At 64.1% G+C, this 13702-nt stretch carries 11 protein-coding genes; 4 read left to right on the plus strand and 7 right to left on the minus strand.

From position 1 onward, the window contains the following. Positions 1–105: 105 nt before the first annotated feature. Entirely contained in the window at positions 106–522 is a 417-nt protein-coding gene (locus BPHYT_RS04905; RefSeq protein ID WP_012432056.1) for a DoxX family protein, read from the plus strand. Between the two features lie 207 nt (positions 523–729). Here BPHYT_RS04905 and BPHYT_RS04910 read toward each other — a convergent pair whose 3' ends face one another. Beyond that, complete coding sequence (locus tag BPHYT_RS04910; protein ID WP_012432057.1) at positions 730–1149, minus strand: PaaI family thioesterase; 420 nt, start codon at positions 1147–1149, stop codon at positions 730–732. Between the two features lie 210 nt (positions 1150–1359). On the opposite strand from BPHYT_RS04910, the gene BPHYT_RS04915 reads away from it, so the two are divergent. Beyond that, the gene (locus BPHYT_RS04915; RefSeq protein ID WP_012432058.1) at positions 1360–1998 is read left to right on the plus strand and encodes a ParA family protein; all 639 of its coding nucleotides are present in this window, start codon (positions 1360–1362) and stop codon (positions 1996–1998) included. A gap of 192 nt (positions 1999–2190) precedes the next feature. On the opposite strand, the gene panD is transcribed toward BPHYT_RS04915, so the two are convergent. The 5 genes from panD to BPHYT_RS04940 form a co-directional block, all read right to left on the minus strand. Then, positions 2191–2577 (minus strand): aspartate 1-decarboxylase, encoded by a 387-nt coding sequence (panD, locus tag BPHYT_RS04920; protein ID WP_012432059.1) that lies wholly within the window; start codon positions 2575–2577, stop codon positions 2191–2193. 34 nt (positions 2578–2611) lie between these two features. Then, complete coding sequence (panC, locus tag BPHYT_RS04925) at positions 2612–3445, minus strand: pantoate--beta-alanine ligase (RefSeq protein ID WP_012432060.1); 834 nt, start codon at positions 3443–3445, stop codon at positions 2612–2614. A gap of 202 nt (positions 3446–3647) precedes the next feature. Beyond that, entirely contained in the window at positions 3648–4523 is an 876-nt protein-coding gene (locus BPHYT_RS04930; protein WP_012432061.1) for a segregation and condensation protein A, read from the minus strand. 4 nt (positions 4524–4527) lie between these two features. After that, the gene (locus BPHYT_RS04935; protein WP_007175923.1) at positions 4528–4713 is read right to left on the minus strand and encodes a DUF3460 family protein; all 186 of its coding nucleotides are present in this window, start codon (positions 4711–4713) and stop codon (positions 4528–4530) included. Between the two features lie 72 nt (positions 4714–4785). After that, on the minus strand, positions 4786–5016 hold the full coding sequence (locus BPHYT_RS04940) for a hypothetical protein (protein ID WP_041758282.1): 231 nt from the start codon (positions 5014–5016) through the stop codon (positions 4786–4788). Positions 5017–5038: 22 nt separating this feature from the next. On the opposite strand from BPHYT_RS04940, the gene BPHYT_RS04945 reads away from it, so the two are divergent. Both BPHYT_RS04945 and BPHYT_RS04950 read left to right on the plus strand, forming a co-directional pair. Further along, positions 5039–6874 (plus strand): autotransporter assembly complex protein TamA, encoded by a 1836-nt coding sequence (locus tag BPHYT_RS04945; protein WP_012432062.1) that lies wholly within the window; start codon positions 5039–5041, stop codon positions 6872–6874. Positions 6875–6902: 28 nt separating this feature from the next. Continuing rightward, a complete protein-coding gene (locus BPHYT_RS04950; RefSeq protein ID WP_012432063.1) occupies positions 6903–11234 on the plus strand; it encodes a translocation/assembly module TamB domain-containing protein in 4332 nt (1443 codons plus the stop codon). A 110-nt stretch (positions 11235–11344) separates the two neighbouring features. Here BPHYT_RS04950 and metG read toward each other — a convergent pair whose 3' ends face one another. Continuing rightward, positions 11345–13480 (minus strand): methionine--tRNA ligase, encoded by a 2136-nt coding sequence (gene metG, locus BPHYT_RS04955; protein ID WP_012432064.1) that lies wholly within the window; start codon positions 13478–13480, stop codon positions 11345–11347. Positions 13481–13702: the final 222 nt, after the last annotated feature.

The following is a 13702-nucleotide window of genomic DNA, read 5'->3' on the forward strand; positions in this document are numbered from 1 at the left end:
AGAAATAATCAAAGCCCATACGACGATTTTTACCTTCATATAGTTCGAATAGAGTTCCGACGTCGACGGCCGCTTCCGGGCTGTCCCTCTCTCAAGGATCTCGTCATGAACTCGAACCGCTCCGCCGATCTGGCCGCTCTACTTCTTCGCGTCGCCTTGGGCGTGCTGTATCTCGCTCACAGTCTGCAGAAGATTTTCGTCTTCACGCTGCCCGGCACGGCGCAATTCTTCGTTTCGCTCGGCTTGCCGGGTTGGCTCGGCTATGTGACGGCGTTCGTCGAGCTGTTCGGCGGCGTCGCACTGCTGCTTGGCGTGCAGGTCCGCTGGGTCGCGCTGGTGCTGTTGCCGTTCATGCTCGGCGCGATGTCGCAGCATCTGCACAACGGCTGGGGTTTTGCGTCGCCGCACGGCGGCTGGGAATATCCGGCGTTCTGGGCGGTGACGTTGGCGGTGCAGTCGCTGCTCGGCGGCGGGGCGCTGGCGTTCGGTGGAGCGAGGGCGCCGCGGGCGGTGGCTGCCTGATTGGGCAGGGCCGGTACGGGCAAGCTCCGCGAGGTCTAGCTCAGCGGGGCCAAAGTCCAGCAGGGCCAAGTTCAGTAAGGTCAAGTCCGGCACGACCAAGTCCGGCACGGCTAGAACCGCCAAGCCCACCAACAAAAAAGCACGCGCCCGAAAGGCCGCGTGCTTTTTTTCATGAACGCGGCGCTCCGTAGCGCCACCTTCACGCAATCAATACAACACCATCTGCGTACACCGAAACAGCGCCATCGTCTTGCCGTTCGGATCGGTGACGGTGGCGTCCCATACCTGCGTGCTGCGCCCAAGATGCACGCCCGTCGCGACCGCGCGGATCGTTCCTTCGGTCGCCGTGCCGAGAAAATTGCTTTTCAGCTCGATGGTCGTGAAATTGCGCGCCGTCTCCGGCAAGTGGGCGAGGCAGGCGTAGCCGCAGGCCGTATCGGCGAGACCGATCACGGTGGCGGCATGCAAAAAGCCGTTCGGCGCGAGCAATTCCTTGCGCACGGTCAATTCCGCGGTCAGGACGCCTTCTTCCAGAGACAGCACATGCACGCCCAGCAAGCCAGGTAGCGAGCCTTTCTGCCGTTCGTGGAGACGTTCGACGGTGTATTCCGGGCGGAGTTTGCTCATGAGATTCGGGTCCTCAATGGAAAAATCGGCGAGGCACGGTGGCCGATTAGCTGTTTGGGGGCTTCGGCCAAAGTGCATTTCTCGATATTATCAACGGCTGGATCAGCAGGTGGCGTTGAACCCGGCACGAATGCGGGCACACTTGCGCATGTCAAAGCAACTACGCGGCAAACCGGCTGGCGGCGCCCAGCCTTCTTTCCGGGAGAATTCATGACGGTGATCGTGGTGGCGAATCCGAAGGGCGGCGTGGGTAAAAGCACGCTGTCGACCAATCTGGCCGGCTATTTCGCCGCAGCCGGCGAATGGGTCGCACTGGCGGACCTGGACAAGCAGCAGTCCGCGCACGCGTGGCTGTCGTTGCGGCCCGACACGCTGCCGGCCATCGAAACCTGGGAAGTCAATCAGGATGCGCCGGCCAAACCGCCTAAAGGCCTGGAGCACGCGGTCATCGACACGCCGGCCGGACTGCACGGCAATCGGCTGGGAATCGCGCTCGATCTGGCCGATAAGGTGATCGTGCCGCTCCAGCCGTCCATGTTCGATATTCTCGCCACCCAGGAATTCCTCGAGCGGTTGGCCAAGGAGAAGGCCGTCAGGAAAGGCGCGATCGAAATCGGCGTGGTCGGCATGCGCGTCGATGCGCGCACCCGCTCGGCGGAGCAGCTGCATCGTTTTGTCGAGGGGTTGAAGCTGCCGGTGCTGGGTTATTTGCGCGACACGCAGAACTACGTGCAACTGGCGGCCCACGGGTTGACCTTGTGGGACGTCGCAAAAAGCCGGGTGGAGAAGGATCTGGAGCAGTGGCAGCCGATTGTCGAATGGACTAACGGGAGCGGCAAGAAAGGATGAAGCGGCAGGGCAGGCGGCCGTGCCGCCCGCTACATGAAGATGCAGCCCACGTCGTATGTCGTTTGGCGCGGCGCGCGGCAGTGGTCTACGAAAAGCTCGCGTTTAAGTCGACGTTCCCCGAACCCTGGCCCGCCCAAAGGGACGTTCGGCGCCGCCAGTAGCGCAACGCTCAAGCGATCTACAGCGCGCTCATCAGGTCCAGTTCTGCGTCGGCACGTGGTCGCGGCTGCCCTTGATTTTGTTGTTGTCATCGACGAAAACCAGGTCCGGCTTCCAGCCGGCCTTCAGCTCGGCTTCATCCACCACCGCGAACGCCGCGATGATCACCAGATCGCCCAGCTGTGCGCGCCGCGCGGCCGAACCGTTCAGCGAAATCATGCCGCTGCCGCGTTCGCCCTTGATCGCGTAGGTCGAGAAACGCTCGCCGTTGTTGATGTTCCAGATGTCGATCCGCTCATTTTCGACGATATTCGCCGCTTCCAGCAAATCTTCGTCGATCGCGCACGAGCCTTCGTAGTGCAGCTCGCAGTGCGTGACCGCGACGCGGTGGATCTTCGACTTCAGCATGTTGCGTTGCATGACCAATCCTGTGTGATTTCTGTCTAAGACGGCTTCAGATTTCGAGGTTGTCGATAAGACGAGTGGCGCCGAGCTTGGCGGCGGCCAGCACGACCAGTTGCGCGTTCGCGTCTTGCGGACCCGGCGGCAGCAGATCCGAGCGCTTGCGCACCGCGATGTAATCCGGCTGCCAGCCGCGCGCGGCCAAGGCCGCCATCGCCGCCTGTTCGACTTTCGCGAAGTCGCGCTCGCCGGAAAGCACGGCGTCGCGCACGCGGTTCAGTTCGGCGGCCAGCTTCGGCGCTTCGGCGCGCTCGGCGGCCTGCAGATAGCGATTGCGCGAGCTGAGCGCCAAGCCGTCGGTGTCACGCACTGTTTCCGCGGCGATGATGTCGGTCGGCAGCGCGAACTGGTTGCACATGCGGCGCACGATCATCAACTGCTGGTAATCCTTCTTGCCGAACACGGCGACGCGGGGCTGCACGCACGACATCAGCTTCATCACGACCGTGCACACGCCCTGGAAGAAGCCGGGCCGGAATTCGCCTTCGAGGATATCGCCCAGATCGTGCGGCGGATGCACGCGGTACTCCTGCGGTTCCGGATACAGATCCTTTTCCGTGGGCGCGAACAGCACGTAGACGTTTTCCTTCTGGAGCTTTTCGATGTCCGCTTCCATCGTGCGCGGGTATTTGTCGAAATCCTCGTTCGGACCGAACTGCAACCGGTTGACGAAAATGCTCGCCACCACCGGATCGCCGTGCTGGCGGGCGAGACGCATCAGCGACAGATGGCCCTCGTGCAGATTGCCCATGGTCGGCACAAAGGCCGTGCGATTCTGGCCGCGCAACTGGTCGCGCAATTCATGGATCGAGCTGATGACTTTCATGATCGGACAGGGATTTCCTCGCGCGGCGCGAGACTGGCTGGACGCAAAACCCTACGGAATCGCGCGGGCCGCCGCCTCACTGGTAATGACAGGTTCGGAGCGCCGGATTGTAGTGGATTTGCGCGCCCGCCGCACCGAAAAGAGGCAGCTTCTCCCGCCGGTTGAAATCCTGATATGCGGGATTTCGCCCCGTTCAAGCCTTTCAGGCGGGCAGATAGGCGAGGCGCACATAAATCGGCGCAAACGGTTCCGCCTGGGTGATTTCGACGAGCGTTTCGCGGCACAGCTCGAGCACGGCGATGAAATTCACCACCACCACCGGCACGCCCTTGCTGGTGTCGAACAGATCGGAGAATTCGACGAAGCGCGCGTTCTGCAGTTGCCGAAGGATCGAGCTCATATGCTCGCGCACCGACAGCTCCTCGCGCGAAATCTTGTGATGCTGGACCAGCTTGGCGCGCTTGATCACGTCGGCCCACGCGGCGCGCAGATCTTCGCTGTTCACGTCGGGAAAACGCGGCGTGATGCTTTGCTCGATGTAGACCTCGGCGCGCAGGAAATCGCGCCCGAGTTGCGGCAACTGGTCGATGCGCTGCGCGGCGAGCTTCATCTGCTCGTATTCGAGCAGGCGCCGCACGAGTTCCGCGCGCGGATCTTCGGCTTCTTCGCCGCTGTCGGCCTTCTTGACCGGCAACAACATGCGCGACTTAATCTCGATCAGCATCGCGGCCATCAGCAGATACTCGGACGCGAGTTCGAGATTGGTCTGGCGCAACTGGTCGACATAGCCGAGGTATTGCACCGTGACGTCTGCCATCGGGATGTCGAGCACGTTGAAGTTCTGCTTGCGGATCAGGTACAGCAACAGATCCAGCGGTCCTTCGAACGTTTCGAGAAACACCTCGAGCGCGTCCGGCGGAATGTACAGATCCGTCGGCAGCTTGAAGAGCGGCTCGCCGTACAGGCGCGCGAAAGCAATGCCGTCGACGGTGTCCGGCGTCGAATCGGTGGCGGGCGCGGCGAGCGCGGCGTCGGCGGGGGCCGGCGGTGCGCCGTGTGCCTCGTCGGCGTGACTCACGCGCTTAGAAGTTTTGATAGTACGAGTAAGGCGTCTGTTCGACGCGGGAGGCTTTCTGCTCGGCGCGTTCTTCCAGATCGATCGGCTGTTTGTCCCACAGCAGCGCGCGGCCGCGGCGTTGTTCGGCTTCCAGATTGGGTTTCTGTTGCTTGAGCTGGTTCAGGAACTGGGTGATGTCCGATTGATACATGGCTCGACGTCCGTGGTATGGGAGTTGGCGGCTGCCCGGCGCGCATTTGTGCAGCTTCGCGCGGTGCCGCTGCTATTCCATAATTTTACCGCATGTGCGGCGCGGGGTCGAAAAACGGCGGCGCAGCCGGGCGGCGCGCGCATAAAAAATAGCTGGAACCCGCGTGACGCGGCGCGCGTCCAAGGCGGGCGCGCTGGCGGCTGGCGTGCCGCCAACGCCCATTTCGAGATCTCGCGGCATCACGCCGATGTGGTCAAATAGCGTGCTTCGGCCGCCGCGGCGCGCCTGAGCGAAAAAATTCATCAACCACGGCCGGAGGTCCTGTTTGGCGGGGTGTGCGATCGACAAGCCGCGGCTGCGGCGCGGCAAGGCCGGTTCCGGGCGTGGGCAGCGCACGGCCATACGGCATTGGTTGCGCACGTGGCTGGCATTCGGCCTCGTCATGCTGACGCTGGCAACCGGCAACGCCCATGCCGCGAAAGCGGCGGCCAGCTACAAGGTCGACATCGAAGCCACGCCGCGCTCGCTGCGCAAGCTGCTGGAAGCGCATCTGGATATCGCGCGTTTCGCCAAGCGCCCCGACATCAGCGACGACCAGTTCGAGTTTCTGATCACCGCCACGCCCCAGCAAGTGCGAGATCTGGCCTCCACGCAGGGCTATTTCACGCCGGTCGTGCGCACCGACGTGCGTACCGTCGACAATGCAAAGCGCGTCACGGTGAGCGTCGATCCCGGTCCGCAGACCGTCATCTCATCGGTTTCGCTGTCGTTTCGCGGGCCGGTGCTGACCGAAGATCCCGAGCAGGAAAACACCGCGCGCTTCGCATTTTCGCTGCACGAAGGCGAACCGTTCTCGCAGGGCGGTTGGGACGATGCGAAGAACGCGTCGCTCAAGGCCTTGCAGGCGCGCCGCTATCTGGGCGCGAAGATCTACCACTCGGAGGCGCGGGTCGATCCGCGCACGCACGAGGCGAAATTGTCGGTCACGTACGACAGCGGACCGACCTTCACGATGGGCAAGCTCGACGTATCGGGCACGCGGCGCTATCCGGAACAGATCGTCGACAACGTGAATCCGATTTCGGTGGGCGAAATCTACGACGTTCAGCGCATCACGGAATTGCAGCGGCAATTGCAGAACACGCCGTACTACGCGAGCGTTGCGATCGACGTGGGCGACGATCCGGCCAAGCCGGTCGACACGCCGGTCCACGTGAAGGTGTCGGAATATCCGTACAACAGCATTCGAGGCGGGGTGGGCTACTCGACGGACAACGGTCCGCTGGTTCAGGGTTCCTATTCGTATCTGGACACCTTCGGCAAAGCGTGGCCGTTCACCATTCAGGGGCGCGTCGACCAGATCCAGCAATACGGGCAAATCCAGCTCGCCATGCCGCCGGGGCCGCGTGCGTGGACCAATAGCATGCTGGCGTCCTACACCACGACCGACGTATCCGACACGCGTATTTACAGTATCCGCGGCGGTGTGCAACGGGCCCGGACCTCGCAATTCATCGACTACAACTACGCGCTCCTGTACTACCAGGACCGGCTCGATCAGAACGCGGTCGCGCCGACCACGAGCCGCGCGCTGGTGCCGTCCTGGTCGTGGACCCGGCGCAATACCGACGACCCGTTGTTCCCGCGCAGCGGCAACCTGATTCACGTCGAGGCGGGTTTCGCGGTCAAAGGCGTGCTGACCGACCAGACCTTCATTCGCGGTTACGCGCGCGGTCAGCAGTATCTGCCGATCGGCAAGGAAGACCTCGTGCTGATTCGCGCCGAACTCGGCGGCGTGTTCACGAGCGGCCCTTCGAGCGGCATTCCGGCGTCGCTGCTGTTTCGCGCCGGCGGCTCGAATTCGGTGCGCGGCTATGGCTACCAGAGTATCGGTAATAGCGTCGATGGTTCGGTGCTGCCCACCAAGTATCTCGTCACGGGCTCTGCCGAGTACCAGCATTGGTTCAGTCACGACTGGGGCGCGGCCGCGTTCTTCGACATCGGCACCGCCACGGACACCTGGGGCGAAAAAGTCTTCTATCCCGGCGTCGGCATCGGGGCGCGCTGGCGCAGCCCGGTCGGCCCGGTCAACGTCGATGTCGCCTACGGCATTCGCAACAAGAGCGTGCGGCCGTATCTGACGCTGGGCATCGCCTTCTGATGAAAACCTGCTTCCACATGATCCACGCATGACCACGGACGTTTCCACTCAACCTCCCGTGCAGCCTCCCGGCGCTAATCCGCCAGGAGAGCCGCCGGGACAGCAGCCGCCGCCCAGGCGCCGCCTCGGCTGGTTGCTGCTGAAAACGGTCGCGTGGATGGTGGCCGTACTGACGTTGTTGCTCGCGTTGGCGGTGGGTTTGCTGTACGGCGCGCTGACGACCGAGCGCGGCACCGCCTACGCGTGGCAGGCGGCGGTCAAGCTGCTGGGCGGCAAGCTGAGCGGCACGCTGGAGCGTGGCGCGCTCGTCCATGGCGTGGAATTGCGGCAAGTACGCTGGCGCAGCCTCGACGGCAGCGGCACCGATATTCAGATCGACCGGGTGACGGGCCGCTGGGCGCTCGCGCGCGAGCCGTGGCGCTTGACGATCGACTATCTGCGTATCGGCACGGTGGACGCGCGCATTGGTTCTTCGTCGTCGAGCAGCAGCGGACCGGTGAAGCTGCCCCAGGATTTGCGTTTGCCGATGCAGCTCGACGTCCGCGACGTCCAGGTCGACAAGCTGCTGCTGCATCAGGGTGCGTCGACGACCGAATTCTCGCGCCTCGTCTTTCATGGTCGCAGCGACGGGCGCCATCATGAAGCCGCCATCGAGCGGCTGGATACGCCGTTCGGCGCGGTGACGGCGGCCGCCAAACTCGACGGTGTGCGGCCGTTTCCGCTGAGCGGGGACATCGGCTATTCAGGGAAGGTGAACGACGAAGCGGTGCAGGTGGGCGGCCATCTGAGCGGCTCGTTGGAGAACCTCATCGCCGAACTCGATGCTAGCGGCATGAAGCTCACCGGTCACGCGCGGGTCGAGGCTACGCCGTTCGGCGACGTGCCGCTGCAGCGCGCCACGCTGACTTTCGATCACATCAATCCGCAGGCTTTCGCGCCCGGTGCGCCGATGGCCGATCTGGCGGTGCGGGCGGAATTGCAACCGGTGGGGCGGGGTGCGGCGGGAGAGGTTGTGTTGGGCGCGACCGGCGCCGCCAGCCAGAGCGCCCTCACGAGCGCAAGCGCAAGCAAATCCGCCGGCACGACACAACCGCCCGCCGCCACAAACGGAAAAAGCACCAGCCAACCCGCCGCAACTTTCGCGGTCACCGGCCACGTCTCGATCGTCAACGCCAAACCCGGCGCGATCGACCAAAACCTGCTGCCGCTAATCGACGCCAACGCGGACGTGCGGCTCGATGCCCAGGCGCAGCGCATCTCGAATCTTGTCGTGCGGCTCGTGAAAAACGCCACGCTCACCGGCGGCGGTACGCTATCCGGCAAGCGCGGACAGTTCGATCTCCAGGTCGCCAACCTCGACCTGAACGCGCTGCAAGCGACGGTGCGGCCCACGCAATTGTCCGGCCCCATCGGCGTGCGCCTGAACGACGACGTGCAGAGCCTCACACTCGACCTCGCCGACCCGAAAGCGGCGCTGCGCGCTCAGGGCAAGGTGACGTTCGATCCCGCCCGCACGAGCTTCAACGACGTGCGCATCACGTCGGGCAAAGGCCGCATCGATCTGTCCGGCGCGCTCAAGCACGACGCGAATTCCACCTACAACCTGAAAGCGCAACTGACCGATTTCGACCCGTTGACGCTGACTTCGCAGATGCCGTCGCGCAAGCCGGTAGCCGAAGCGGCGCCGGCGGCAAGCCGTGAAAAAAACAGCAAAACTGCACAGGCCGCAGCCGCGCAAGCGGGCAGCACGGCCGGGGCAAAGTCCGCCGCGCCCGCGGAAAAAGCCGCCGCCGCCGTGAAAAACACGGCCAAAGCCGCTGTCAAAACCGAAGTGGTCGAACGCAAAACGCCGCCGCCGAAGAAACGCGGTGCCCCGCCTGCCCGCAAAATCGAGGCGCGCGTGACCGGCACGCTCACCGCCGCCGGCATGCTCGGCCCGGTCTTCACGACCAAGGCCGAATTCAAGCTCGGGCCGAGCGTCTACGACGGCCTGCCGTTGACCGGCGGCGGCACCATCCAGTTGGCAGGCTCGCGGATTCTGCCGAGCCGCGCGAACCTCTCGGTCGCGGGCAACCAGGTGGATTTGCAAGGTAGCTTCGGCGCGCGGGGCGACCGGCTGAAGTTCCGCGTCGACGCGCCAGCGCTGGAGCGCCTCGGTTTCGGTCTCGCAGGACTCATCGCGGCCGATGGCGACGTCACCGGCTCGTTCGCGCATCCGAACGTCGTGCTGAATTACAAGGCCGACAGCGTGGTGTTCAGCAGCAACCGTATCGGCCATGCGGAAGGGCACGCCGAATTGCGCGACGGCGCGAACGGCGCGCTCGTCTTCACCACCGACGCGCGCAATCTCAGCGCGGGCGGCGTCGATCTGACCACGCTCACCGCGCATCTGTCCGGCACGCGCGGCAATCACACGCTCGAGGCCGCGGCCACCGGCAAGCTGCAGGACCGTCCGCTCGATCTCACGCTCGCCGCCAACGGCAAGCTGACCGAAGCGCGCGACGGCACGCGCTGGGACGGCACCGTCACGCGGTTGCAGAATCGCGGCACGCCGGCGTTGAATCTCGAATCGCCGCTCGCCGTCAGCGCCGGGCCGGACCGCCTGACGCTCGGCGCGACCCGCCTCACGCTCGAAGGCGCGGTGTTGAGCCTGAAATCTTTTGTTTTCGATCACGGCAAGATTCAGTCGGCGGGCAGTCTGACCGGCATCTCGGTCGCGCGTCTGCAGGACCTGCGGCGCGAGATCACGGGCGAGCCGCCGCACGTCAAAACCGATCTGGTGTTCGACGGCGACTGGGACTTCGCGCTCGGCAGCACCGCGACCGGCCACATCCAGTTGCAGCGCCGCAGCGGCGACGTCACGGTTGAAATCGGCCGGGGGCTTGCGTCGCTCGGTATTTCGAGCATCGCGGCGCGCGCCGAATTCAGCGGCGGCAACCGGCTCAATGCCACCTTGCACGCGCAGGCGAGCCGCATCGGTGTGATCGACGCCGATGCGCACACCACGCTGGTCATGCGCGACGGCTTTCTGACCGTCAGCGAAGACGGCGCGCTCACCGGCAATGTGAACGCCAACGTGCCGTCACTGAAAACGACCGGCGGCCTGTTCGGCCCGAGCTATCTGCTCGACGGCCACCTCGCGCTCAAGCTCGCGCTCGGCGGCACCGTCGCCAAGCCGAACCTGACCGGCTCGCTGCTCGGCGACGGCCTGTCCGCGACCATGGTCGATCAGGGCGTGCAGTTGAAGGACGGCGTAGTGCGTATCGCGCTTTCACACAATCTGGTGGACTTCCAGCAGGTCGAATTTCACGGCGCAAGCGGCACCTTGCGCGCGACCGGCCGCGTACGTCTGGACGGCGATCAACCGGATCTGACCGCGAGCATCGTCGCGGACAAGCTCGAACTGTTCGCGGCGCCGGATCGCAACCTGTCGCTGTCGGGCAGCGCGAGCGTCGCGAATGCCGGTGCGCAGGGCGGCATGGCGATCAACGGCAAATTCGTGGTCGATCACGCGTTGTTCGACATGCCGGAGCAGGCCGCGCCTAAGCTCGGCGACGACGTGGTGGTGGTGCGCCCGGACGGTTCGGTGGCGGGCGAGCGTCCGCGGCCCGTGCCGGGCACCAACAAGCCGATCGGTCCGTTCGCGCCGCGCGCCAATATCGACATCAGCCTCGGCAACAACTTCCGTTTCCGCGGCCAGGGCGCCGACCTCGGCCTGACCGGCACGATCACCGCGATGAGCGCGCCGAATCTGCCGCTGCGCGCGGTGGGCAACGTGCGCGTCACGCCGGGCTCGACCTACACGGCGTTCGGCCGCAAGCTCAACATCGAGAACGGCTTCTTCACGTTCAACGGGCCGGTGGCCAATCCCGGCATCAATATCCTGGCCATGCGTCGCAATCAGCAGGTCGAGGCGGGCGTGCAGGTCACGGGCACGGTCCAATTCCCGACGGCGAAGCTGGTGTCCGAGCCGAACGTGCCGGACAACGAAAAACTCTCGTGGCTGCTGTTCGGCCACGGCACGGATCAGGGTAACAACCTCGGTCAGCAAAGCACCATGACGACGGCGCTGGCGCTGCTCGGCAGCGCGAGCGGCAAGCGGATCGCGCAGACGTTCGGGCTCGACGAGTTTTCGGTCGGACAGAGCGAAGTCGGCTTGACCGATCCGCAAGTGGTGATGGTGTCGAAGGCGATCAATGAGTGGCTCGTGATCGGCTACGAACAGGGGCTGCAGTCGGCGAGCAATGCGATCAAGGCGACGGTCAACCTGACGCGGTATTGGTCGGTCGGGGCTTACGGCGGCACGTTCACCGGCGTCGAACTGTTTTACACGCGGCGCTTCGACCGGATTCGGTGGTGATGGGTTGATTGGCTGCGCCTGAATCTTCGCGCTGGGGTAAAAAAAACGGCACGCCTTTTTAGGGCGTGCCGTTTTTTCATGCTTGCTTGCAGCGTGAGACGCCGCGCGTTTTACTTCACGCGCATGCCCGGCTTCGCGCCGCTGTGCGGCTCCAGGATGTACAGGCCCGGCTCCGCTTTCTCGTCGGTGGCGGAGGCGGCCAGCACCATGCCTTCGGACAGGCCGAACTTCATCTTGCGCGGCGCGAGGTTCGCGACCATCACCGTCAGCTTGCCGACCAGTTGCTCCGGCTGATACGCCGACTTGATGCCCGAAAACACGTTGCGGGTTTTCTCTTCGCCGACGTCGAGCGTAAGTTGCAGCAACTTGTCCGACCCTTCCACCGCCTTGCAGTCGACGATCTTCGCAATGCGCAAATCGATCTTCGCGAAGTCGTCGATCGAAATGATGCCGGGCGTTTCGTCCTCTTTTGCCGCTGCGGTTTTGGCTGCCTTCGACTTGCCTTTGGCGTCGGCCGGCGCGGCCGCTTCCGGCGTGGCTTGCAACGAGTCGCGATTGGCGGCGATCAGCGCGTCGATCTGCTTCGAATCGACACGCGTCATCAGATGCTTGTACGCATTGATCGGGCGCGTGGAACTGAGCGGCACGTTGGCGTCGGCCCATACCAGCGGTTCGACGCCGAGGAAGCCTTCGACCGCTTCGGCGAGCTTCGGCAGCACCGGCTTGAGCGCCAGCGACAGCAGGCGGAACGCTTCGATGCTGACGGTGCAGGTTTCGTGCAGCGCAACCCCGTTCGCCGGGTCTTTGGCCTGATCCCACGGCTTGGCGGTGTCGACGTAGGCGTTCACGGCGTCGGCCAGTTCCATGGTCTGACGCAGCGCGCGGTTGTACTCGCGGGCTTCGTAGTTCGCGGCGATTTGCGGCACGGCGGCGCGCAGCGAGGCGAGCAGCGGATGCTGCATCGCGCTGTCCTGCACCCGGCCGTCGAAGCGCTTGATCAGGAAGCCGGCGGCGCGGCTTGCGATGTTCACGTACTTGCCGACCAGATCGCTGTTCACGCGCGCCTGGAAGTCGTCGAGGTTCAGGTCGAGGTCTTCCATCGTGCTGTTCAGCTTGGCCGCGAAGTAGTAGCGCAGCCATTCCGGATTCAGCCCCGTGTCGATCACGCTCTGGGCGGTGATGAAGGTGCCGCGCGACTTCGACATCTTCGCGCCGTCCACGGTCAGGAAGCCGTGCGCGAACACGTTGGTCGGCGTGCGGTGGCCCGAAAACTCGAGCATGGCCGGCCAGAACAGCGTGTGGAAATACAGAATGTCTTTGCCGATGAAGTGATACTGCTCGGCGGTCGAACCCTTGCGAACCCACGCGTCGAAGTCGAGCCCGCGTTTTTCTGCGAGGTTCTTGAAGCTCGCGTAATAGCCGACCGGTGCGTCCAGCCACACGTAAAAATACTTGCCCGGCGCGCCCGGAATCTCGAAGCCGAAATACGGCGCGTCGCGCGAAATGTCCCAGTCGGCGAGCTTGGCTTCACCGGCGTCGCCGAGCCATTCGCGCATCTTGTTGGTCGCTTCCGGCTGCGCCAGGCCGCCGACCCACGCGCGCAGGAAATTCTCGCAACGCGGATCGGACAGGCGGAAGAAATAGTGCGTCGATGTTTTGCGAATCGGGGTGGCGCCCGAGACGACCGAATACGGATTGATCAGCTCGGTGGGCAGATAAGTCGAACCGCATACTTCGCAGCTGTCGCCGTACTGGTCTTTCGCGCCGCATTTCGGGCATTCGCCCTTGATGAAGCGATCCGGCAGGAACATCTCCTTGACCGGGTCATACGCCTGTTCGATGTCGCGCGCGTCGATCAGGCCCGCTTCCTTGAGCGCCAGATAGACGTTTTCGCTGAGAATGCGGTTCTCTTCGGAGTCGGTCGAGTAGTAATTGTCGAACGAAATTCCGAAGCTGTCGAAGTCGCGCTTGTGTTCCTGCCAGACGCGATCGATCAGTTGCTTCGGCGTGAGACCTTCTTTCTCCGCGCGCAACATGATGGGCGTGCCGTGCGTGTCGTCGGCGCCCACGTAATAGACCTCGTGCCCGTGCATTCGCAACGTCCGGACCCAGATGTCCGTCTGGATATATTCGACCAGATGGCCAATATGGATTTGCCCGTTCGCATACGGAAGGGCCGACGTGACGAGAATCTGGCGACGGCCTGACGGCGCGCCTGCGGAGAGATCGGTTACGGGTGCTGACATAAGGATGGTGGGAGCCTGCGGTGGGACGAAAGGTTGATTCTAGCAGGGCAGGCGCCCGGCGCGGGGTGGGCAGCCTGGGGCGCGGCGTGAGCCGTTGCGGGCCGGACGGTGTGTAAACCGAGCGCCCAAAAAAAACCGGGGCTATTAACCCCGGAGCAACAACGACAAGAGGAGAATGGTGACGCGGCGGCTTCGCCAGCCACGTACCGTAAAGACAGACAG

It is taken from the genome of Paraburkholderia phytofirmans PsJN (assembly GCF_000020125.1).
Classification (GTDB): Bacteria; Pseudomonadota; Gammaproteobacteria; order Burkholderiales; family Burkholderiaceae; genus Paraburkholderia; species Paraburkholderia phytofirmans.